19 protein-coding genes and 1 pseudogene are annotated in these 20,330 nt (G+C 58.7%); 13 read left to right on the forward strand and 7 right to left on the reverse strand.

The annotated features are described in order from the left end of the window. Window positions 1–8: 8 nt before the first annotated feature. From POR16_RS09460 to POR16_RS09470, 3 genes are all read left to right on the forward strand, one after another. The gene (locus POR16_RS09460; protein ID WP_005897417.1) at window positions 9–614 is read left to right on the forward strand and encodes an arylesterase; all 606 of its coding nucleotides are present in this window, start codon (window positions 9–11) and stop codon (window positions 612–614) included. A gap of 56 nt (window positions 615–670) precedes the next feature. Beyond that, window positions 671–952: a hypothetical protein gene (locus POR16_RS09465; RefSeq protein WP_005897419.1), complete on the forward strand. Its 282-nt coding sequence runs from the start codon at window positions 671–673 to the stop codon at window positions 950–952. 106 nt (window positions 953–1,058) lie between these two features. Next, on the forward strand, window positions 1,059–2,024 hold the full coding sequence (locus POR16_RS09470) for a L,D-transpeptidase family protein (RefSeq protein WP_005897422.1): 966 nt from the start codon (window positions 1,059–1,061) through the stop codon (window positions 2,022–2,024). 201 nt (window positions 2,025–2,225) lie between these two features. Here POR16_RS09470 and POR16_RS09475 read toward each other — a convergent pair whose 3' ends face one another. Continuing rightward, window positions 2,226–2,477, reverse strand: coding sequence for an Lpp/OprI family alanine-zipper lipoprotein (locus POR16_RS09475; protein ID WP_003347084.1), 252 nt, complete (start codon window positions 2,475–2,477; stop codon window positions 2,226–2,228). Between the two features lie 471 nt (window positions 2,478–2,948). Here POR16_RS09475 and POR16_RS09480 point away from each other — a divergent pair, with 471 nt between their 5' ends. Then, the gene (locus POR16_RS09480; RefSeq protein ID WP_024669766.1) at window positions 2,949–3,236 is read left to right on the forward strand and encodes a GNAT family N-acetyltransferase; all 288 of its coding nucleotides are present in this window, start codon (window positions 2,949–2,951) and stop codon (window positions 3,234–3,236) included. Window positions 3,237–3,329: 93 nt separating this feature from the next. On the opposite strand, the gene POR16_RS09485 is transcribed toward POR16_RS09480, so the two are convergent. Beyond that, window positions 3,330–4,406, reverse strand: a complete 1,077-nt coding sequence (locus POR16_RS09485) for a 3-deoxy-7-phosphoheptulonate synthase (protein WP_005897426.1) — start codon at window positions 4,404–4,406, stop codon at window positions 3,330–3,332. 241 nt (window positions 4,407–4,647) lie between these two features. On the opposite strand from POR16_RS09485, the gene POR16_RS09490 reads away from it, so the two are divergent. The 4 genes from POR16_RS09490 to cysB all read left to right on the forward strand — a co-directional run bounded on the left by POR16_RS09490 (window position 4,648) and on the right by cysB (window position 8,240). Next, entirely contained in the window at window positions 4,648–5,619 is a 972-nt protein-coding gene (locus POR16_RS09490) for a putative 2-dehydropantoate 2-reductase (protein WP_024691032.1), read from the forward strand. 3 nt (window positions 5,620–5,622) lie between these two features. Next, window positions 5,623–6,534, forward strand: a complete 912-nt coding sequence (locus POR16_RS09495; RefSeq protein WP_005897432.1) for a 5'-nucleotidase — start codon at window positions 5,623–5,625, stop codon at window positions 6,532–6,534. Window positions 6,535–6,621: 87 nt separating this feature from the next. Further along, window positions 6,622–7,116 (forward strand): universal stress protein, encoded by a 495-nt coding sequence (locus tag POR16_RS09500; protein ID WP_005897434.1) that lies wholly within the window; start codon window positions 6,622–6,624, stop codon window positions 7,114–7,116. A 149-nt stretch (window positions 7,117–7,265) separates the two neighbouring features. Continuing rightward, window positions 7,266–8,240, forward strand: coding sequence for an HTH-type transcriptional regulator CysB (gene cysB / locus POR16_RS09505; RefSeq protein WP_003382487.1), 975 nt, complete (start codon window positions 7,266–7,268; stop codon window positions 8,238–8,240). Window positions 8,241–8,316: 76 nt separating this feature from the next. Here cysB and POR16_RS09510 read toward each other — a convergent pair whose 3' ends face one another. Next, on the reverse strand, window positions 8,317–9,051 hold the full coding sequence (locus POR16_RS09510) for a phosphoadenylyl-sulfate reductase (protein ID WP_024669768.1): 735 nt from the start codon (window positions 9,049–9,051) through the stop codon (window positions 8,317–8,319). A gap of 140 nt (window positions 9,052–9,191) precedes the next feature. Here POR16_RS09510 and thrH point away from each other — a divergent pair. Then, a pseudogene (thrH, locus tag POR16_RS09515) lies at window positions 9,192–9,808 on the forward strand (bifunctional phosphoserine phosphatase/homoserine phosphotransferase ThrH). Window positions 9,809–9,955: 147 nt separating this feature from the next. Here the strand turns inward: thrH and pabB are convergent. The 4 genes from pabB to rloA all read right to left on the reverse strand — a co-directional run bounded on the left by pabB (window position 9,956) and on the right by rloA (window position 14,443). Then, window positions 9,956–11,299: an aminodeoxychorismate synthase component I gene (pabB, locus tag POR16_RS09520; protein WP_042933091.1), complete on the reverse strand. Its 1,344-nt coding sequence runs from the start codon at window positions 11,297–11,299 to the stop codon at window positions 9,956–9,958. 87 nt (window positions 11,300–11,386) lie between these two features. After that, window positions 11,387–12,364 carry an alpha-L-glutamate ligase-like protein gene (locus POR16_RS09525; RefSeq protein WP_162010131.1) on the reverse strand — a complete coding sequence of 326 codons (978 nt, stop codon included), beginning with the start codon at window positions 12,362–12,364 and terminating at the stop codon, window positions 11,387–11,389. Next, window positions 12,364–13,902: an osmotic stress tolerance membrane protein RloB gene (gene rloB, locus POR16_RS09530; RefSeq protein ID WP_005897442.1), complete on the reverse strand. Its 1,539-nt coding sequence runs from the start codon at window positions 13,900–13,902 to the stop codon at window positions 12,364–12,366. The genes POR16_RS09525 and rloB overlap by 1 nt, the downstream gene beginning before the upstream one ends. A 4-nt stretch (window positions 13,903–13,906) precedes the next feature. Further along, window positions 13,907–14,443: a retropepsin-like aspartic peptidase RloA gene (rloA, locus tag POR16_RS09535; RefSeq protein WP_005897444.1), complete on the reverse strand. Its 537-nt coding sequence runs from the start codon at window positions 14,441–14,443 to the stop codon at window positions 13,907–13,909. Between the two features lie 299 nt (window positions 14,444–14,742). On the opposite strand from rloA, the gene POR16_RS09540 reads away from it, so the two are divergent. From POR16_RS09540 to acnD, 4 genes are all read left to right on the forward strand, one after another. Further along, a complete protein-coding gene (locus tag POR16_RS09540) occupies window positions 14,743–15,462 on the forward strand; it encodes a GntR family transcriptional regulator (RefSeq protein WP_005897446.1) in 720 nt (239 codons plus the stop codon). Next, a complete protein-coding gene (gene prpB, locus POR16_RS09545) occupies window positions 15,459–16,352 on the forward strand; it encodes a methylisocitrate lyase (protein WP_005897448.1) in 894 nt (297 codons plus the stop codon). Before POR16_RS09540 ends, prpB begins: the two co-directional genes overlap by 4 nt. 148 nt (window positions 16,353–16,500) lie before the next feature. Further along, window positions 16,501–17,628: a bifunctional 2-methylcitrate synthase/citrate synthase gene (prpC, locus tag POR16_RS09550; RefSeq protein ID WP_005897450.1), complete on the forward strand. Its 1,128-nt coding sequence runs from the start codon at window positions 16,501–16,503 to the stop codon at window positions 17,626–17,628. A 66-nt stretch (window positions 17,629–17,694) separates the two neighbouring features. Beyond that, complete coding sequence (gene acnD, locus POR16_RS09555; RefSeq protein ID WP_122311419.1) at window positions 17,695–20,286, forward strand: Fe/S-dependent 2-methylisocitrate dehydratase AcnD; 2,592 nt, start codon at window positions 17,695–17,697, stop codon at window positions 20,284–20,286. The last annotated feature ends 44 nt before the right edge of the window (window positions 20,287–20,330 follow it).

The following is a 20,330-nucleotide window of genomic DNA, read 5'->3' on the forward strand; positions in this document are numbered from 1 at the left end:
AGAATCCGATGCGTGCGTGGTTTTTAAGTGCTGGCCTGGGGTTGCTGTTGTTGTCACAGGGCGCGATGGCGGGCACGGTGTTGATCGTTGGGGATAGTATCAGTGCGGCTTTCGGCCTGGATACCCGTGTGGGGTGGGTCAGCCTGCTGGAGCAACGGCTCAGGAAGGAGGGATACGACGACAAGGTGGTCAATGCATCGATCAGCGGCGACACCAGCGCCGGAGGCCAAGCGCGTCTGCCTGCGCTGCTTGCAGAGCATAAGCCCGAGCTGGTTATTCTCGAGCTGGGTGGCAACGATGGGCTGCGCGGCCAGCAGCCTGCTCAATTGCAACAAAACCTTTCATCGATGATCGACAGCGCTCGGGCAGCTGGTGCCAAGGTGTTGCTGCTCGGCATGCAGATCCCGCCCAATTACGGGCCGCGTTACACCACTGCGTTCAAAGAGGTATATAGCCATCTGGCTGATGAGAAAAAGGTGCCGTTCGTGCCTTTCTTTCTGGAAGGCGTAGGCGGCGTGCCCGAGCTGATGCAGGCTGATGGTCTGCATCCCGCGGCGGCGGCTCAGGACAAGTTGCTGGAAAATGTCTGGCCGAGCCTGAAACCGCTGCTTTGAGGCTTTCCTGCACGGGGGCTTTCGGCTAATGTGGCGCCCCCGATCTGGAGCCCCCCATGCCGCGTCCCGCCTGGTCCCTGTACGCCTATCAAATGCTTGAACCTCATGAACAGCTGGATCTGTTCGCCTGTCAGGAAGTGCGGGTGCATCTGATCGCGCGCCAACTTGAGCTGGGCGGCTCAATCGACCGAACGTTATGTGGCACGTTGTTGCCTGCCCGGCCGCAAATGTCTCCGGTCGAGCTGCAGGTCATGCGCGACGAGCGACTGTGCCCCTTGTGCAAGGCCATCATTGATGCGCAGCGCAGAGGGATGAACCCTATCTGGCCTGAACTCTAGCTGTCGGCGCAGCGCAATGGCCGGATCCGGATATCCCCGATCCGGCAAGTCCAGGTGTACACTTCATTTTTTGTATTTACCTTGTAGAACCGAAGGATCTTCCCGGATGTTGTCGCGCATTCCAGCCGTTACCCGCTGTCTGTCACTTGCTGCTCTGTGCGCGGTGAGCTCTGTCCATGCTCTGGAGTTCCCGTTGCCGCCGCCTGGCGAGGACATCGTGGGCCAGGTGCAGGTCATCAAGGCCAAATACGAAGATACCTTCGCCGATCTGGGCACGAAATATGATCTGGGCTATCTGGAAATGATCGCCGCCAACCCTGGCGTCGATCCGTGGTTGCCAGGCGCGGGCAAGGACATCGTGCTGCCGACCCGTTTCATCCTGCCACCGGGCCCGCGTGAAGGGATCGTGATCAACCTGGCCGAGTACCGCATGTATTACTACCCCAAGGGGCAGAATGTGGTGCACACCTATCCACTCGGGGTAGGGCGTGAAGGCTGGGGCTCGCCTATCGGTGTGACCAAGGTCATTGCCAAGACGCCGAACCCTACCTGGACGCCGCCTGCATCGATCAAGGCCGAACATGCCGCTGACGGCGATCCGCTGCCAGACGTCGTGCCCGCCGGTCCGGACAACCCGCTTGGGCCATTCAAGTTCGGCCTGGGGATGTCCGGCTATCTGATTCACGGCTCGAACAAGAAGTTTGGCATTGGCATGCGCACCAGCCATGGCTGCTTCCGCATGTACAATAACAACGTGCTTGAACTGGCTGACATGGCCCCTGTCGGCACCACTGTGCGCATCATCAGCGAGCCTTACAAATTCGGCCTCAGTGGCGGCAAGGTTTACCTTGAGGCGCACACGCCGGTCGATGACCAGGGTAACCCGTCAGTGGTCGACAAACACACGGCGGTCATCAATGCGCTGCTCAAACGTGACGATCTGGGCAACAACCTGCGCATGAACTGGGATCTGGTGCGTGATGTGGTGGCCGCTGAAGATGGCATGCCGGTGGAAATCGCAGAACCGGGTAAAGCGCCTTCGAGTGCTGAAGAGCCGGTAATTTTTCAGTAAAGCGTCGTCATTCCGTCTCGTGAAGTTCCGCGTGATTCTCGTGCCTGCGCGGAGCGTTGGCACGATATTCGTCGTCAGAACCCTGCTGACGCAGGGAGTCACGAAATGCATTACCACGCGCAGCGTGGGAACGAGAATCAAAAGAACATAAAAAAAAGCCGACCCGTTGCCGGATCGGCTTTCAATAATCCCGGAGGATTATTACTTGCGGCTAGCTTTGTCCAACATGCGCAGAGCGCGCTCGTTGGCTTCGTCAGCAGTTTGCTGAGCTTTTTGAGCAGCAGCCATAGCTTCGTCAGCCTTGCGGTAGGCTTCGTCGGCACGTGCTTGCGAACGAGCTGCTGCGTCTTCGGTAGCTGTCAGACGAGCTTCGGTTTCTTTGGATACGCTGCTGCAACCGGTAGCCAGAACTGCGGCCAGAGCCAGAGCAGAGAATTTCAGAACGTTGTTCATCGTGTTCACCTTAAAGGAATTTTTTCAAATTAGTCATCTCTCGAAAATGAGAAAACGACCGGCGTACATAGTACCCATTGTTTGTAGTAAGTAAACGGACCCAGCGCAAGAAGCTGCTAAATTTAGCTGCTTTAAAAGTGTTCCGCGTTACTTCTCGCGCATTCTGTACAAAAACTATCCACTGGAAGGCGGCAAGTGCGGGCTCGCGAGCATCCTGCTTTTGCATTCGGGTCACTGATCATGCGTTGCCGTGCCATACGGCTGGTCGACAGGCTGAAATATTTAAGTGTATTTACGCTTGCTGCGCTTGAGCATATTCAACAATGGCGCCTACTATCTCAGGGTGCTGTTTGTCGATATCGGCAATGTTGTTTTCGGTGTCATGAACAGACACTGGTGGCGTGGATGTTCCTTCGCCTGAAAAAGACCGGTAAGGTAGGGGTCCAATTCCAAGACCCGCTAGGAGTAACGATGAGCGAGGCGCTGTCCATCCACCATGACGAAATCGGCCATCATTTCGAAATTATTATCGACGGCCATCGTGCCTACCTGACCTACATGGATCTCGGGAAGCAGACCCTCGATTTCTACCGGACCTTCGTACCCGATGCCTTGCGCGGGCGTGGAATTGCGGCTGCCCTCACCAAAGAGGCGCTCGACTACGCAGACAGCATGGGTTATTCCGTCATACCGTCCTGCTCGTATGTGGAGCGTTATATGGAGCTCCATGACCTTCAGTCGCAGGCTGCCAAGCTCTGACCTGATCGAATGACTGTCACCATGAAAAACGCCGGGCATTTGCCCGGCGTTTTCGTCACTGCGTATCTGCTCGCTGAATACCGACCTGTCAGATCACTTGCGCTTGCGCGCAGGCAATACACCCTTGAGTTTCGCATGCATGCTACGCAAGGTTTTCTCAGTGCTTTCCCAGTCGATGCACGCGTCGGTAATTGACACGCCGTATTGCAATTCCGACAGGTCTTTCGGGATCGACTGACAGCCCCAATTCAGGTGGCTCTCGACCATCAGGCCGATGATCGATTCGTTGCCTTCCAGGATCTGGTTGGCGACGTTCTCCATGACCAGAGGCTGCAGCGCCGGGTCCTTGTTCGAGTTGGCGTGGCTGCAGTCGACCATGATGTTCGGACGAATGCCGGATTTGTTCAGGGCCTGTTCGCAGAGTGCCACGCTGACCGAATCATAGTTGGGCTTGCCATTGCCGCCGCGCAGTACGACGTGGCCATAGGCATTGCCCTTGGTGGTCACGATCGACACGCCGCCTTCCTGGTTGATGCCGAGGAAGCGATGCGGGCTGGAAACCGACTGCAAGGCGTTGATGGCAACGGTCAGGCCGCCATCGGTGCCGTTCTTGAAGCCGACTGCCGAAGACAGGCCGGAAGCCATCTCGCGGTGCGTCTGTGATTCAGTGGTGCGTGCGCCAATGGCGGACCAGCTGATCAGGTCTTGCAGATATTGCGGAGAGATCGGGTCAAGCGCTTCGGTGGCCGTTGGCAGACCCATTTCAGCCAGGTCCAGCAGCAACTGGCGACCAATGTGCAGGCCGTCCTGAATCTTGAAAGAATCATCCAGATAAGGATCGTTGATCAGACCTTTCCAGCCGACCGTGGTGCGCGGCTTCTCGAAGTAGACGCGCATGACCAGATACAGCGTGTCGGAAACTTCCGCAGCCAGTGTCTTCAGGCGCTCGGCATATTCCTTGGCGGCCTTCAGGTCATGGATCGAGCAGGGGCCGATCACAATGAACAGACGGTGATCGTTGCCGTCGAGAATATTGCGAATCACTTCACGGCCCTGACTGACGGTGCGCAGGGCAGCATCGGTCAGCGGGATGTCGCGCTTGAGCTGATCCGGGGTGATCAGGGTCTCATTGGACGCAACGTTGAGGTCATTAATCGGTAAATCAGCCATCGTGTTACTCATCAGGTCGCGGGTACTGGCCGCCAACGGTCCCCCGTGCGGCGGTGCCCAGCAGGTTTGAGCGCAGCGGGGAGCCGAACCTTAGCGCGTTATCGCGTTGTTCGACAATAAGTAAACGAGGTATCGCACGGGTTCGCAGGCTGCCAGCTGGGTTGTGTCTTCGTATTGCAAGACAATCCGCCGAGAAGGATAGTGTACGGCCAGAAATATCCGGACAGCCAAGGGAGTCCTTATGAGTGTCATTCCCCATCGGCCACGGGTCGGCATTATCGGTACCGGTGCCATCGGTGGATTTTACGGGCTGATGCTGGCACGCGCCGGCTTTGACGTGCATTTCCTGCTGCGCAGCGAGTTTGAGGCGGTGGTGTCCAATGGTTTGCGGGTCAGTAGCGCGGTACATGGCGATTTGCACCTGCAGCCTGTCCAGGCTTATCGCTCGGCCGCCTACATGCCGCGTTGTGACTGGTTGCTGATTGGCACCAAGAGTACCGGTAATGCCGAGCTGGGTCCGATCATCCGGCAGGTTGCAGCACCGAATGCGGGCGTGTTGCTGTTGCAAAACGGCCTCGCCGTTGAAGATCAACTGCGCGCGGTGCTGCCTGACGGCTTGCACCTGTTGGGCGGGCTGTGTTTCGTTTGTCTGCATCGGGCCTCGCCGGGTGTCATCACCCATCAGGCGTTCGGCGCGGTCAGTGTCGGTTACCACAGCGGCCCTGCCGTCGACGAGGCCAGCCGTCTGGCCATCGTCGAAGCATGCGCGGCTTTGTTCGTCGCTGCCGGGATCGACGCTCCGGTAATGGCCGATCTGCGCCAGGCCCGCTGGCAGAAACTGGTCTGGAATGTGCCCTACAACGGGCTGTCGGCTCTGTTGCAGGCAGGGACTGGCCGCTTGATGAGCGACCCCGACAGTCAGGCGCTGATCCGTGCATTGATGGACGAAGTGGTGCTGGGCGCCGAGGCGTGCGGTCATGTGTTGCCTGCCGGGTTCGCGCAGCACCTGCTTTCGGTCACTGAAACCATGCCCGACTACAGGCCAAGCATGTACCACGATCGTGTCGAACGGCGTCCGTTAGAGCTGGAAGCCATTTATGCCCGGCCTCTGGCGGCCGCGCTTGCAGCCGGCTTTGACATGGTCCGTGTCCGGGCGCTTTACCAGGCGTTGGCATTTGTTGATCGCGACAACCGTCGATCAGGCGAGGAGTGAGTAATGATCGAGAATGATGACGATAAACTGGTACTGGCCATTTCATCCAGAGCGCTGTTCGACCTGCGTGACAGCCACGCGGTGTACATGGCGGATGGCATTGAGGCCTATCGCAAGTATCAGATTGAGCACGAGGACGGCATCCTCGAGCAGGGCGATGCTTTTGCTCTGGTAGAAAAACTGTTGAACCTCAACGTCAGCCTGGGCAGGGCGCGGGTCGAAGTGGTTCTGGTCTCGCGCAACAGTGCCGACACCGGCCTGCGGGTATTCAATTCGATTCAGCATTACGGGCTCGATATCAGCCGCGCAGCTTTCGCTGGCGGGCGCAGTCCTTACCCTTATCTGGCGGCGTTCGGTTGCCATCTGTTTCTGTCGACCCACGCCGAAGATGTGCGCAGCGCGCTGGACGCCGGGTTCGCCGCCGCGACTATTCTGTCCGGCGGTGCGCGGCGTGCCGCCAGTGGCGAGCTACGTATCGCATTCGATGGCGATGCGGTGTTGTTTTCCGACGAGTCGGAACGGGTTTATCAAAATGGCGGGTTGGCCGCTTTTCAGGCCAGCGAACGTGAATCTGCCCGCGAGCCCTTGCGCGGCGGGCCGTTCAAGCCGTTTCTTGCTGCGCTAAACAAGCTCCAGCGCGAATTTCCCGATGCAAGCTGTCCGATTCGTACGGCGCTGGTCACTGCGCGATCGGCCCCTGCGCACGAGCGAGTGATCCGTACGTTGCGTGAATGGGATATCCGGCTGGACGAGTCGCTGTTTCTCGGTGGCTTGCAAAAGTCGGCGTTCCTTGAAGCGTTCGCTGCCGATGTGTTTTTCGACGATCAGCCAGGGCACTGCGAAAAAGCTCGCGACGTAGTTGCCACAGGTCATGTTCCGCACGGTATCAGCAACGAAGTAAAGCCACTGACGTGAACGGGTACCGAGCAGTCTGCCGTCGCAGCGCCTGATGCACTGCTACGCTGTGTCAATCTCCGCCATTCTGGTTGTACGGGAGGTTGTATGGTGCGTTCGATGCTGTATGCCACAGACCTGGGTCTGTTTGCGCCGTATGTGACGCAGCACGCGTTGGCGCTGGCAAGAACGTTCAACGCCGGGCTGTACGTTATCCATGTTGTCGAACCCTTGGGGCTGTTTGCCGAATCGGTCCTGCAAACTTACCTTGGGCAGGATGCGCTGCGAGAGCTTCACGGCAAAGGTGTGGAGGCGTTTCTGGAGGGCATAGAGCAACGGATGCTTGACGGGTATCGGGAGGAGCTCGGGGAGGGTCACTCTGATCTGTCGTTGATCCGCACAGTGCGTGTCATTCAGGGAGAGCCCGCCAGCATCATTCTCGAGCAGGCACGCAAACTGAACGTGGACCTGCTGGTAGTCGGCAGCCACAGCCGCCGGGTGGAAGGGGGGGCATCGACAGGTCGAACAGCGTCCAGGGTCTTGCAGTTTTCCGACGTGCCCGTCTACATGGTGCCAATCATGCTTAAAAAAGGGCGAGGGTAGGGTGAGCGTCATTTGGTGGTTTTAATGAAATCGAGCGTGCGATCACCTTACAAAGGTGATAAAAAGTTCTAGAATTATTCGTCTCACCATTAATCCAGTTATATACCGTCGCTGATACCCATCGGGTTTATCTGCTTTGAGGGATACATATGAAGCTCCAACAATTGCGCTACATTTGGGAAGTGGCGCACCACGACCTCAACGTTTCCGCGACGGCCCAAAGCCTTTATACCTCTCAGCCCGGGATCAGCAAGCAGATCCGTCTGCTTGAAGACGAGCTGGGCGTCGAGGTGTTTGCCCGCAGCGGCAAGCACCTGACGCGCGTGACGCCAGCCGGAGAGCGAATCATCACCACGGCCGGTGAAATCCTGCGCAAGGTCGAGAGCATCAAGCAAATTGCCCAGGAATTCTCCAACGAGAAGAAAGGCACTCTGTCGATCGCAACCACTCACACGCAAGCGCGTTATGCACTGCCCCCGGTTATCAGCAATTTCATCAAGCAGTACCCTGACGTCGCGCTGCATATGCATCAGGGGTCGCCGATGCAGATTGCCGAAATGGCGGCTGACGGGACGGTTGATTTTGCTATCGCCACCGAAGCGCTCGAGCAGTTCAGCGACCTGGTGATGATGCCCTGCTATCGCTGGAACCGCTGCGTTGTGGTGCCTCAGGGGCATCCCCTGACCAAGGTGCCGAAGCTGACGCTGGAGTTGCTCGCCGAATACCCGATAGTGACTTACGTCTTCGGTTTTACAGGGCGTTCCAAGCTGGACGAAGCATTCAGCCACCGCGGCCTGGTGCCGAAAGTCGTGTTCACAGCGGCAGATGCCGACGTTATCAAGACTTACGTCAGGCTGAATCTTGGCGTTGGGATTGTGGCGCGAATGGCGGTGGATGAAGAAGTTGACAGCGATCTGGTAGTGCTCGACGCTAGCGACCTGTTCGAGTCCAGCGTGACCAAGATTGCCTTCCGTCGCGGCACTTTCCTGCGTGGCTTCATGTGCGATTTCATCGAGAAATTCGCTCCGCACCTGACCCGCGAGGTCATGGCCAAGGCGATTCAGTGCCACAACAAACAGGAAATGGAAGAGCTGTTTGCCAACGTCGAACTGCCGGTGCACTAGAGGCAGTTCGAGCCTCAAGCTGCAAGCCAGAGCCTTCACGCTTTGACTTGTAGCTTGCCGCTCGTTGCTCGCTACATTAACTGCGCGCTATCAGGTTGCCTGCGTGCAGTCCGCATTCTTTTTGCGTGGCCTCTTCCCACCACCAGCGTCCTTCGCGTTCATGCTGGTTCGGCAGTACCGGGCGAGTGCAGGGTTCGCAGCCAATGCTTATGAAGCCGCGCTCGTGCAGGCTGTTGTAAGGCAGCTCCAGCATACGGATATAGCCCCAGATTTCCTCGCTGCTCATCTGTGCCAAAGGGTTGAACTTGTACAGCGTGCGTTCGACTGTCGAGAACGCGCTGTCGATCTCCAGCGCAGCGACGGCGCTGCGGGTGCCGGGGCTCTGGTCGCGGCGCTGACCGGTCGCCCAGGCCTTGACCCCTGACAATTTGCGGCGCAACGGCTCGATCTTGCGAATGCCGCAGCACTCGCCATGACCGTCCCGATAGAAACTGAACAGGCCCTTTTCCTTGACGAAAGGCTCCAGCTTGCTCTGGTCCGGCGAGATGATCTCGATCTCGATCTGGTAGTGATCACGCACCTGCTCGATGAAGCGATAGGTTTCCGCGTGCAGGCGGCCTGTATCCAGACTGAAAACCTTGACGTTTTTGTTCAGTTTCCACGCCATGTCCACCAGCACGACATCTTCGGCGCCGCTGAACGAAATCCACAGCTCGTCGCCAAAGTGCTCGAAAGCCAGTTTCAGAATGTCCTGCGCGGATTTGTTGGCATACGTGGTCGCCAGCTCAGCGACGTCGAAAGGTTGGCTCATCAGGCGGCTTCCTTGAATTCAAGAGTGGCGCTTAAGCGCTCGTAATGCCGGCAATGGTAACAAATCCACTGTTCAATGGCCCGTGCCAGCGACTAGAGTGCCGCTATCCGTTTGATAGCAAAGCCCTTGAGGAGTGTGCTGTGGAAATTGCCTGTCTGGACCTTGAGGGTGTGCTGGTCCCGGAAATCTGGATCGCCTTTGCCGAAAAAACCGACATTGAGTCATTGCGTGCGACCACTCGGGACATCCCTGACTATGACGTACTGATGAGCCAACGCCTGCGTATTCTGGATGAGCACGGTCTGAAGCTGGCGGACATTCAAGAGGTGATCAGCACCCTCAGGCCGCTGGAGGGCGCTGCAGAGTTTGTCGACTGGCTGCGTGAGCGTTTTCAAGTGGTGATTCTGTCGGACACGTTCTACGAGTTCTCCCAGCCGCTGATGCGTCAGTTGGGGTTCCCGACGCTGCTGTGTCATCGGTTGATCACTGATGAAAACGACCGTGTGGTCAGTTATCAACTACGCCAGAAAGACCCGAAGCGTCAGTCGGTACTGGCCTTCAAGAGTCTCTATTACCGCATCATTGCAGCGGGCGATTCGTACAACGACACCACGATGCTGGGCGAAGCTGATGCGGGTATCCTGTTTCACGCACCTGACACGTGATCCGAGAATTCCCGCAGTTCCCGGCGGTGCATACGTTTGAGGACTTGAAGAAAGAATTCATCAAGGCGTCGAATCGGGATTTGTTGCTTTAGGGGAAACGTGCCCTGTAGCGGCCATAAGTAAATCAAGCGCGAACCGGGCGACGCTTGGCTTGTTCGCGAAAGGGGCTGTGCATAGGCGAAATCCTGATGCCCGAACCGACGCATTCGCGAACAGGCTCGCCCCACAGAAGCTGGATCTCAAAGCGCTTCGAGCGTCTCCATGAGCACGCGGACCTTGGTGAAGGTTTCCTGATACTCGGCCTCGCAGTCGGAATCGGCGACGATACCGCCGCCGCCCCAGCAGGAAATTTGTCCGTTTTTGACCAGCAGGCTACGGATGGCGATAGAGCTGTCCATTTCGCCGCGAACATCCAGATACATCAGCGAGCCGCAGTACAGGCTGCGGCGGGTCGGTTCCAGTTCGTCGATGATCTGCATGGCACGAATCTTCGGCGCGCCGGTAATGGAGCCCCCGGGAAAGCTGCCGGCGATCAGGTCCAGTGCATCGTTGCCGGCTGCCAGTTCGCCGGTCACGCTGCTCACCAGGTGGTGAACATTGGGGTAGCTTTCCAGGCTGAACAGTTCAGGGACTTTCACCGAACCGATGCTGCAACTGCGGCCCAGATCGTTGCGCAGCAGGTCGACGATCATCAGGTTTTCGGCGCGGTCTTTCTCGCTGGCCAGCAATTCCAGGGCAAGAGCGGCGTCCTGAGCAGTATCTGCGCTGCGCGGCCGCGTGCCTTTGATGGGGCGGGTTTCCACCTGCCGTGAGCTGACCCTGACAAAGCGCTCAGGAGAAAGGCTCAGGATGGCGTCAGTTCCCGGCAATGCCAGATAACCGGCAAACGGGGTAGGGCAAGCCGCCCGCAACGCGCAGTAGGCTGCCCATGGATCGCCTGAGCACTGGGCCTGAAAGCGTTGCGCGAAATTGACCTGATAGCAATCGCCCGCCTGGATGTAGGCCTGGATGCGCGCGAAAGCCTGTCGATAGTCATCTGCGCTGATGCTGGCCTGAAACGCCTGGCCGAGCTCGAAACGGGTGCGTTGCGGCAGTGTGCTGGTGCTGAACAGGTCAATCAGACGTGCACGTTCGCTCGCGCTCAATGACGGGTGAAACACCAGTTGGCTGGTGCCGCGCTGATGATCACTGATCAACGCCCAGGCATAGAGCCCCAGACGTGCCTCCGGCAACTGCAGATCGTTGCGGGCCTGCTCAGGCAGCGGTTCGAGGCGTCGACCAAACTCGTAACCCAGATACCCTATCAGGCCGCCGGTGAACGGCAGTTCGCAGCCTGCGGGCAGGGTTGCCGTTCCCAGTGTAGTCAGGCTGTCGCGCAGCCGCTGAAGATAAGCCGTGCCTGTCTCACCCTCTGCAACCACTAGTGTGTCGACTGGCCAGGCGCTGAGCAGGTCATATCGGCCACGCGTGGCGACCGGTCTGCCGCTGTCGAGCAGTACCGCGCCCGGCGCCTCACGCAGGCGTGAAAAAAACACGGCCGGGTCAGCGCTGTAGGGTAGAGAGTGTATCGAGCAAGTGGACATTATCGAGCGTCAGTCTTGAGAGCGCGGCCGGCGATTGTAGCCTTGCTGTCCGGCCGCTCCTAGCAGTATGTCGGGCGTAGGCATGACTCAGGCGTTGGGCACATGGCCGAACAGCTGCTGCGCAAAATCGACCCGTTCCTGAGGCGATTCCTGGCGTCCTTCGAGGGCCAGTTGTTCCAGCCGTGCTTCGACCGCCTGGGTGCGGTGCGTCAGGCCGGTGTCGTTGGCGATCTGGATATTCAGGCCGGGGCGTGCGTTCAGTTCCAGAATCAGCGGCCCCTTGTCCTGATCCAGCACCATATCGACGCCGATATAGCCCAGGCCGCACAGCTCGTAGCACTCGGCTGAAAGCTTCATGAAACCGTCCCAGTTGGGCAGTTGTACGCCGTCTACGGAGTGTGTCGTGTCAGGGTGCTTGCTGATGATGTTGTTCAGCCACGTGCCTTGCAGTGTCACGCCGGTGGCCAGATCGACGCCGACGCCGATGGCGCCCTGGTGCAGATTTGCCTTGCCGCCTGATTGACGAGTCGGCAGGCGCAACATGGCCATCACCGGATAGCCCATCAGCACGATGATGCGAATGTCCGGTACACCTTCATAGCTGATGCTCTTGAAGATCGAGTCGGGGACCACCCGGTATTCAATCAGTGCCCGGTCGCGGTGTCCGCCCAACGAGTAGAGGCCGGTGAGGATGCTGGATACCTGATGCTCGATTTCCGAGTGGCTGATGATGCGCCCGGAAACCGTGCGAAAGCGATCCTCGAAGCGGTCGGCAATAACCAGAATGCCATCGCCGCCTGCGCCTTGGGCAGGTTTTATCACGAAGTCGTTGTGGCCGCCGATGATCTCGTCGAGCCGGTCGATTTCCTTTTCCGTGGAAATCACCCCGTACATCTCCGGAACGTGAATGCCCGCAGCGATGGCCCGCTCCTTGGTGATGATCTTGTCATCGACTATCGGGTACAGGCTGCGCTTGTTGTACTTGAGCACGAAGTCGGCATTACGCCGATTGATGCCCATGATGCCGCGGGCTTCCAGTGCTTTCCAGGTCTTCCACCAGCCCATCACTTGGCTTTTTCCTCTTTGAGGAATGCCTTGAAGCGCACCAGCTCGGTCAGTCGGTAGCCACGGTATCTGCCCATGGCCAGCATGAAGCCAACCAGAATCAGCAGCACGGCAGGGAAGGTGAAGACGAAATAGGTCAGTTCCGGCACGCTCATGATCAGGTGTGCAAGAGACGCCGCGAACAGCGTGCCGATTGCAACTTTCATGGCATGGCTGCCGCCGCGCTCTTCCCAAGTGATCGACAGGCGTTCAATGGTCATGGTCAAAATCACCATCGGGAACAGTGCCACCGACAGGCCGCGTTCCAGCCCCAGCTTGTGGCTGAACAGGCTGATGGCGGCAATCAGCACCACAACGAAGGTCAGTACCACCGAGAGACGCGGGAGCATCTGCAGTTTCAGGTGCTCCAGGTATGAGCGCAGTGACAGGCCCAGGGCCGTGATCACGGTAAACAGGACAATCCCGAAGCCCAGCTGAGTCTCGCGGAACGCCAGGGCAATCAGTACCGGCGTGAACGTCCCCAGCGTCTGCAGGCCGATCAGGTTGCGCAGGATCAGGATGACCAATACGCCGATCGGGATCATCACCATGACCATGAAGGTCTGCTGAGTCTGCAGCGGCAGGCCGTACAGCGAATAGGCGAGGAAGTCCGAGTCGGTGCTGGCGTCGGTCAGTTTGGCCAGACGCATTGCATTCATCTCACTGTTGTTGAGACTGAAAGTGACCTGCACCTTCTTGCCGCCCTCGACGGAGACCAGATTTTCTTCACCAGTCCACCACAGCAGACGGTCTTCCGGCATGCCGGCCTCACCCGTGTCAGGGTTGAAGTACAGCCATTCCTTGCCATTGAAGCTGCGCAGCCAGAGTTCCGGCGTTTGTGGCTGGTCGGCTTGCAGGCGAATGGTGTGGGCTTTTTCCATTGGCACGTGGGCAATCGACAGCAGCAACTCGGTGATGCGAGCCTTGTTGGAGGCCGAGGTGTCGCCTGCCAGCAGCAGCTTGACGTTGTCGTCATTGAGGTTGTTGACGCGTTTGATAGCCTCGGTGATGAAGGTTTCCACGTCGGCCGAGTGTTGCCGGATCGGCGCAAGCAGTGCTTCGGCCGCCACTTTTTCAGGGCCTTCGAGGGTCATGCTGTCGCGAAAGATCGGGCCTTTGACCTTGGGCTTCTCGCCGCTGTAGCGCTTGGTCAGGACCAGTCGGTAATAAAGTGTCTGGTTGCCGGTGGCACGTCGTGCGGACCACGTGACTTTTCGATTGCCGTCAGCGCGATTGACGCTGACGCCGTAATTGTTCGAGATAAAGCTTTCGTTGAGGCTGATGTAGTCGTGGGCCAGCGGCGGCACGAACATCTGGATTTTTACCGAGTCCTTGGGGTTGGCAACGAATTCGACCTTGGCGTCGATGTTCCACAGGTCATCGGTTTCGTCTTCGGACACCGGTATGCCGAGCGCCAGTATCTGGTAGGCCGTGATCGCAATGCCCAGGGTCACCAGGACAGTGATCAGGATCTTCAGATGGAGTGTAAGAGAGCGCATGGATTTACTCTGCGTTTTGAGCGACGGAAGCGCAGACGGGCTTTCCTGCCGCATATTTAAGACTTGGATCGACCAGCGCATCGAAGCGTTTCAACGCCTCGGAGCCGATCAAAAGCGGGTATTGGAATGCACTTCGGTCAGTCAAGTTCACTTCTATGGTGCGTAAAACTTCACCCATGCAGATATCCAGCGTGATCACCGGTCGTGAGGAAAACCGGTTGTCGTCATCCTGGTCAAGATCGTCGGCGCGTCGTTTGATCTTGCTGACTCGGGCAAGCGGTCGTTCGACAGGGTGGACATGCTTGCGGTCGGTGGCCACATAGAAGCGCACCCAGCTCTCGCCGTTGCGTTTGAAATGCTTGATGTCGCGGGCGCTCAGCGAGGCAGTCTTGGCGCCGGTGTCCAGCTTGGCGGCGACTTCGACGTCGATGTCGGTGAGTCTGGCGTACTCGTTAAGGCCATAGACCGTCTTGTTGGCGGCCAGGGTAAGACCCGGCAAAGACAAGAGGCACAACAATGTGAAGAAGGTAGTCAGTCTCATAAATCCTGGCGCGATGAGCAGGTAACTTCAGGGTCAGGGCGCAAGCTAAATGGACCTGATGGCAGTGAGGCAGGGAGGTCGCAGGCAGCCGCTCCGCCATGGAGCGTGCTGTGCAGACGCGAGGCGCATTCTAGCATGAAGGCCCGGGGGCGCCAGTTATCTACCTGTGTGTCCGTTCAGGTTGCTCTTGAGGCGTGATATAAGGTAGCTGCATGGATTGTCGACAATCGATCAGTTTTCTTTGACTGATTGGCTGTTTATGACTAGATTTGCAGCTATTAAAAGAAAAGGTGTCGACAATGTCGGTTGTGATCGAAAAGCAGTCGGTGGCTGAAGACGATTCTGAAACCCTCTCCGAGAACGTCTTTCGGCGCATCCAGTCGGCTATCGTCAAGGGTGAGATTGCCCCCGGCAGCAAAATCTCCGAGCCGGAGCTGGCCCGTACCTACGGTATCAGTCGTGGTCCGTTGCGTGAGGCCATCCATCGGCTTGAAGGGCAGAGGCTGGTGGTGCGGGTGCCTCACGTCGGCGCCCGGGTTGTTGCGCTGAGCCATGCCGAACTGATCGAACTCTACGAAATCCGCGAATCGCTGGAGGGCATGGCTTGCAGGCTGGCAGCCGAGCGCATGACCCAGGACGAGATTGATGAGCTGCGCGGCGTGCTCGACACTCACGAGCGCGACGCTGCCTTTCAGGCCGGTATCGGCTATTACCAGCAGGAAGGCGATTTCGACTTCCATTACCGGATCATTCAGGGCAGCGGCAACCGCACCCTCAGCCAGATGCTCTGTGGCGAGCTTTACCAGTTGGTGCGCATGTACCGTATCCAGTTCTCCACCACGCCCAACCGCCCCCGCCAGGCCTTTGCCGAACATCACCGGATTCTCGACGCTATCGCCGAGCGTGACGGCGAACTGGCTGAATTGTTGATGCGCCGACATATCGGGGCGTCCAGACGCAACATCGAGCGCCACTATCGGGCGACTTCTTCCCAGGCAACTGACCGAGGTCAACAATGAGTTACAACAACAGCACCCCCGGCCAGCGTTTTCGCGATGCAGTGGCCAGCGAGAAGCCGCTGCAAGTAGTCGGCGCGATCAATGCCAATCACGCTTTGCTCGCCAAACGGGCAGGTTTCAAGGCTATTTACCTGTCCGGTGGCGGTGTGGCGGCAGGTTCGCTGGGTATTCCGGACTTGGGCATCACCGGGCTGGAGGACGTGCTGATCGATGTTCGTCGCATCACCGACGTGTGTGATCTGCCGTTGCTGGTGGATGTCGACACCGGGTTCGGTTCGTCGGCCTTCAATGTGGCGCGAACCGTGCGCTCGATGATCAAGGCCGGCGCCGCAGCGATTCATATCGAAGACCAGGTCGGCGCCAAGCGCTGCGGGCATCGCCCGAACAAGGAAATCGTTTCGCAGCAGGAAATGGTCGACCGTATCAAGGCTGCCGTCGACGCGCGCACCGACGACAGTTTTGTGATCATGGCGCGTACCGATGCGCTGGCGGTCGAAGGGCTTGAGTCGGCGCTGGAGCGCGCGGCGGCCTGTATCGAGGCGGGCGCGGACATGGTGTTCCCGGAAGCGATCACCGAATTGGCGATGTACAAGCAGTTCGCCAATCGCGCCGCAGTGCCGATTCTGGCCAACATCACCGAATTTGGTGCGACGCCGCTGTTTACTGTCGACGAACTGCGTGATGCCGATGTTTCGCTGGTTCTGTATCCGCTTTCTGCATTCCGTGCCATGAACAAGGCTGCGGAAAACGTCTACGGCGCGATTCGCCGTGATGGCAGCCAGAAAAACGTGATCGACAGCATGCAGACCCGCATGGAGCTGTACGACGCCATCGACTACCACGTATTCGAACAGAAGCTGGACGCGCTGTTTGCGCAGAAGAAGGGCTGATTGTCACAGAACACGCTGCTTACTCAAATCTGCTTTTGATGCTGGCCGAAGGCCGTGGGAGCGGACTTGTTCGCGAAGACAATAGTTCTGACGATTCATCTGGTGACGCTCAGCGTCCAGGTACAGAAAAACAAAATTGGAGAAAACCATGGCTGAAGCAAAAGTGTTGAGTGGCGCCGGGCTACGCGGGCAGGTTGCCGGGCAGACGGCTTTGTCTACAGTCGGCATGGCCGGCGCCGGGCTGACTTATCGCGGCTATGACGTGCGTGAGCTGGCCGCAGAGGCGCAGTTCGAGGAAGTCGCCTACCTGCTGCTGTATGGCGAACTGCCTAATCAGAGCCAGCTGTCCGCTTACCTGGACAAACTCAAGGGGCTGCGCGATCTGCCTCAGGCTCTGAAAGACGTGCTGGAGCGCATCCCGGCCGACACTCATCCGATGGACGTCATGCGCACCGGTGCATCGATGCTCGGCACGCTTGAGCCCGAGCGCAGCTTCGATCAACAGCTGGACGCCACTGACCGCCTTCTGGCCGCGTTCCCGGCGATCATGTGTTACTGGTACCGCTTCAGCCACGACGGCAAGCGCATCGATTGCAATACTCGCGAAGACTCCATCGGCGGGCATTTTCTGCACCTGCTGCTGGACAAGGCGCCTAGCGAGCTGCATCGCAAGGTCATGAATGTTTCGCTGATTCTGTACGCCGAGCATGAGTTCAATGCCTCGACGTTCACCGCCCGCGTGTGCGCCTCGACCCTGTCGGACCTGTTTTCCTGCGTTACCGCAGCCATCGGCACACTGCGCGGTCCGCTGCACGGTGGCGCCAACGAAGCGGCGATGGAAATGATCCAGCGTTTCTCTTCAGCCGAAGACGCCACCCAGGGGACGTTGGGCATGCTTGAGCGCAAGGAAAAGATCATGGGCTTCGGTCATGCGATCTACAAGGAGTCAGACCCGCGCAACGAGGTGATCAAGGGCTGGTCGAAAAAACTCGCCGACGAAGTGGGCGATAGCGTTTTGTTTCCGGTTTCCGAGGCCATCGACAAGGTCATGTGGGAGCAGAAGAAGCTGTTTCCCAATGCCGACTTCTATCATGCGTCTGCCTACCACTTCATGGGCATTGCGACCAAGTTGTTCACCCCGATTTTCGTTTGCTCACGCCTGACCGGCTGGGCCGCCCACGTGTTCGAACAACGCGCGAACAACCGCATCATCCGTCCGAGCGCCGAGTACATAGGTGTCGAGCAGCGCAGCTTCGTACCCATCGAACAACGTTGAAAGGGGCAGGGGAGCCGCTGATGAGCTTCTCGCCCATATTCCGAACTTTCCGTGAGCGACCCCGCAATGAACAGTGAATATCGCAAACCGCTCCCTGGCACCAGGCTGGACTACTTTGACGCTCATGCGGCTGTCGAAGCGCTCAGCCCCGGGGCCTATGCCACATTGCCGTACACCTCGCGCGTGCTGGCTGAAAACCTTGTGCGCCGCTGTGATCCTGCAACGCTGAACGCTTCACTGACTCAGCTTATCGAGCGCAAGCGTGATCTGGATTTCCCCTGGTTTCCAGCAAGAGTGGTCTGCCATGACATTCTCGGCCAGACCGCACTGGTGGACCTCGCCGGGTTGCGCGATGCGATTGCTTCCCAGGGCGGTGATCCGGCGCTGGTCAACCCGGTGGTGCCGGTTCAACTGATCGTCGATCATTCGCTGGCCGTCGAGGCAGATGGCAACGACCCGCAAGCGCTGGCGAAGAACCGCGCCATCGAGGATCGTCGCAACGAAGACCGTTTTCATTTCATTGACTGGACCAAACTGGCGTTCAAGAACGTTGAAGTGATCCCGCCGGGCAACGGCATCATGCACCAGATCAACCTGGAGAAAATGTCCCCGGTGGTGCAGGTGCTTGATGGCGTGGCGTTCCCCGACACGCTGGTCGGCACTGACAGCCACACGCCGCACGTCGATGCACTGGGCGTAATCGCCATCGGCGTCGGTGGGCTCGAGGCCGAAAACGTGATGCTTGGTCGCGCCTCGTGGATGCGCCTGCCGGACATCATTGGCGTTGAACTCACGGGCCGCCGCCAGCCGGGCATTACCGCTACCGATGTGGTGCTGGCCCTGACCGAATACCTGCGCCAGCAGAAGGTCGTCGGCGCTTACCTTGAGTTCTACGGTGCTGGTGCCTCGAGCCTGACCCTTGGCGACCGGGCGACGATTTCCAACATGGCGCCGGAATATGGTGCAACAGCGGCAATGTTCTCCATCGACTCGCAAACCATCGATTACCTGCGCCTTACCGGCCGTGAGGACGATCAGGTCAAGCTGGTCGAACTCTACGCCCGGCATACGGGGCTTTGGTCGGACAGCCTGAGCGAGGTCGAATATGAGCGGGTGTTGAGCTTCGATCTGTCCAGTGTGGTACGCAATATGGCCGGGCCGTCCAACCCGCACGCGCGGGTGGCCACCGCTGATCTGGCCGCCAGGGGTATTGCCGGGAAGTGGGAAGAAGTGCCAGGGCAGATGCCGGATGGCGCGGTGATCATCGCTGCGATCACCAGTTGCACCAACACCAGCAACCCGCGCAATGTGATTGCGGCGGGCCTGCTGGCGCGCAATGCCAACCGGCTTGGGCTCAACCGCAAGCCGTGGGTGAAATCCTCGCTGGCTCCCGGCTCGAAAACCGTTGCACTGTATCTGGATGCCGCCGGGCTGACCTCCGAGCTGGAGCAGTTGGGTTTCGGTGTGGTGGCATTTGCCTGCACCACCTGCAACGGTATGTCCGGATCACTTGACCCTCTGATACAGCAGGAAATCATTGACCGTGACCTGTACGCCACGGCGGTGTTGTCCGGCAATCGTAACTTTGATGGGCGCATACACCCTTATGCCAAGCAGGCTTTTCTGGCTTCTCCGCCATTGGTCGTGGCTTACGCCATCGCCGGCACCATTCGTTTTGACATAGAAAACGACGTGCTGGGTGTCGCCGATGGCAAAGAGATCCGCCTCAAGGATATCTGGCCGAGCGACGAGGAAATCGACGCGGTGGTGCAGGCGTCGGTCAAGCCGGAACAATTTCGCCAGGTCTATATCCCGATGTTCGCCATCGACGAACACACCGGGCCGAAGGTTGAGCCGCTGTATGACTGGCGTCCGATGAGCACCTACATTCGTCGTCCGCCCTATTGGGAGGGCGCGCTGGCCGGAGAGCGCACACTTAAAGGCATGCGCCCGCTGGCAGTGCTGCCGGACAACATCACCACTGATCACCTGTCGCCGTCCAACGCGATCATGCTCGACAGCGCAGCGGGTGAATACCTGGCGAAAATGGGCTTGCCGGAGGAGGATTTCAACTCTTACGCGACCCACCGTGGCGATCATCTCACCGCTCAGCGTGCGACCTTTGCCAACCCGCAGTTGGTCAACGAGATGGCCGTGATCGACGGCAAGGTGAAAAAAGGCTCGCTGACCCGCATCGAGCCGGAAGGTCAGGTCACGCGTATGTGGGAGGCCATTGAAACCTACATGGCCCGCAAGCAACCGCTGATCATCATTGCCGGTGCCGACTACGGCCAGGGCTCATCCCGCGACTGGGCCGCCAAGGGCGTAAGGCTGGCGGGCGTCGAGGCCATCGCAGCAGAAGGGTTCGAACGCATTCACCGGACCAATCTGGTCGGTATGGGTGTGTTGCCACTGGAGTTCAAACCGGGCACCAACCGCCTGACACTGGGCATCGATGGCAGCGAAACTTACGACGTGATCGGCCAGCGCACGCCGCGTGCGACGTTGACGCTGGTGATCCAGCGCAGGAATGGTGAGCGCGTCGAGGTGCCGGTTACCTGCCGCCTTGACACCGCCGAAGAGCTTTCCATCTACGAAGCTGGCGGCGTGTTGCAGCGTTTTGCCCAGGATTTTCTGGAGGCTACGACCGTGGCTTGATCGTCCCTCATGCGCAGCGTCCGCTCTTGAATGTGCAGTGCAGC

It is taken from the genome of Pseudomonas coronafaciens pv. oryzae str. 1_6, assembly GCF_000156995.2.
GTDB lineage: Bacteria > Pseudomonadota > Gammaproteobacteria > Pseudomonadales > Pseudomonadaceae > Aquipseudomonas > Aquipseudomonas tremae.

What these genes read in the sequence shown, in the direction of transcription:
- POR16_RS09460 (WP_005897417.1), top strand. Translation starts at nt 9, where the DNA reads ATGCGTGCGTGGTTTTTAAGTGCTGGCCTGGGGTTGCTGTTGTTGTCA.
- POR16_RS09465 (WP_005897419.1), top strand. Translation starts at nt 671, where the DNA reads ATGCCGCGTCCCGCCTGGTCCCTGTACGCCTATCAAATGCTTGAACCT.
- POR16_RS09470 (WP_005897422.1), top strand. Translation starts at nt 1,059, where the DNA reads ATGTTGTCGCGCATTCCAGCCGTTACCCGCTGTCTGTCACTTGCTGCT.
- POR16_RS09475 (WP_003347084.1), bottom strand. Translation starts at nt 2,477, where the DNA reads ATGAACAACGTTCTGAAATTCTCTGCTCTGGCTCTGGCCGCAGTTCTG.
- POR16_RS09480 (WP_024669766.1), top strand. Translation starts at nt 2,949, where the DNA reads ATGAGCGAGGCGCTGTCCATCCACCATGACGAAATCGGCCATCATTTC.
- POR16_RS09485 (WP_005897426.1), bottom strand. Translation starts at nt 4,406, where the DNA reads ATGGCTGATTTACCGATTAATGACCTCAACGTTGCGTCCAATGAGACC.
- POR16_RS09490 (WP_024691032.1), top strand. Translation starts at nt 4,648, where the DNA reads ATGAGTGTCATTCCCCATCGGCCACGGGTCGGCATTATCGGTACCGGT.
- POR16_RS09495 (WP_005897432.1), top strand. Translation starts at nt 5,623, where the DNA reads ATGATCGAGAATGATGACGATAAACTGGTACTGGCCATTTCATCCAGA.
- POR16_RS09500 (WP_005897434.1), top strand. Translation starts at nt 6,622, where the DNA reads ATGGTGCGTTCGATGCTGTATGCCACAGACCTGGGTCTGTTTGCGCCG.
- cysB (WP_003382487.1), top strand. Translation starts at nt 7,266, where the DNA reads ATGAAGCTCCAACAATTGCGCTACATTTGGGAAGTGGCGCACCACGAC.
- POR16_RS09510 (WP_024669768.1), bottom strand. Translation starts at nt 9,051, where the DNA reads ATGAGCCAACCTTTCGACGTCGCTGAGCTGGCGACCACGTATGCCAAC.
- pabB (WP_042933091.1), bottom strand. Translation starts at nt 11,299, where the DNA reads ATGTCCACTTGCTCGATACACTCTCTACCCTACAGCGCTGACCCGGCC.
- POR16_RS09525 (WP_162010131.1), bottom strand. Translation starts at nt 12,364, where the DNA reads ATGGGCTGGTGGAAGACCTGGAAAGCACTGGAAGCCCGCGGCATCATG.
- rloB (WP_005897442.1), bottom strand. Translation starts at nt 13,902, where the DNA reads ATGCGCTCTCTTACACTCCATCTGAAGATCCTGATCACTGTCCTGGTG.
- rloA (WP_005897444.1), bottom strand. Translation starts at nt 14,443, where the DNA reads ATGAGACTGACTACCTTCTTCACATTGTTGTGCCTCTTGTCTTTGCCG.
- POR16_RS09540 (WP_005897446.1), top strand. Translation starts at nt 14,743, where the DNA reads ATGTCGGTTGTGATCGAAAAGCAGTCGGTGGCTGAAGACGATTCTGAA.
- prpB (WP_005897448.1), top strand. Translation starts at nt 15,459, where the DNA reads ATGAGTTACAACAACAGCACCCCCGGCCAGCGTTTTCGCGATGCAGTG.
- prpC (WP_005897450.1), top strand. Translation starts at nt 16,501, where the DNA reads ATGGCTGAAGCAAAAGTGTTGAGTGGCGCCGGGCTACGCGGGCAGGTT.
- acnD (WP_122311419.1), top strand. Translation starts at nt 17,695, where the DNA reads ATGAACAGTGAATATCGCAAACCGCTCCCTGGCACCAGGCTGGACTAC.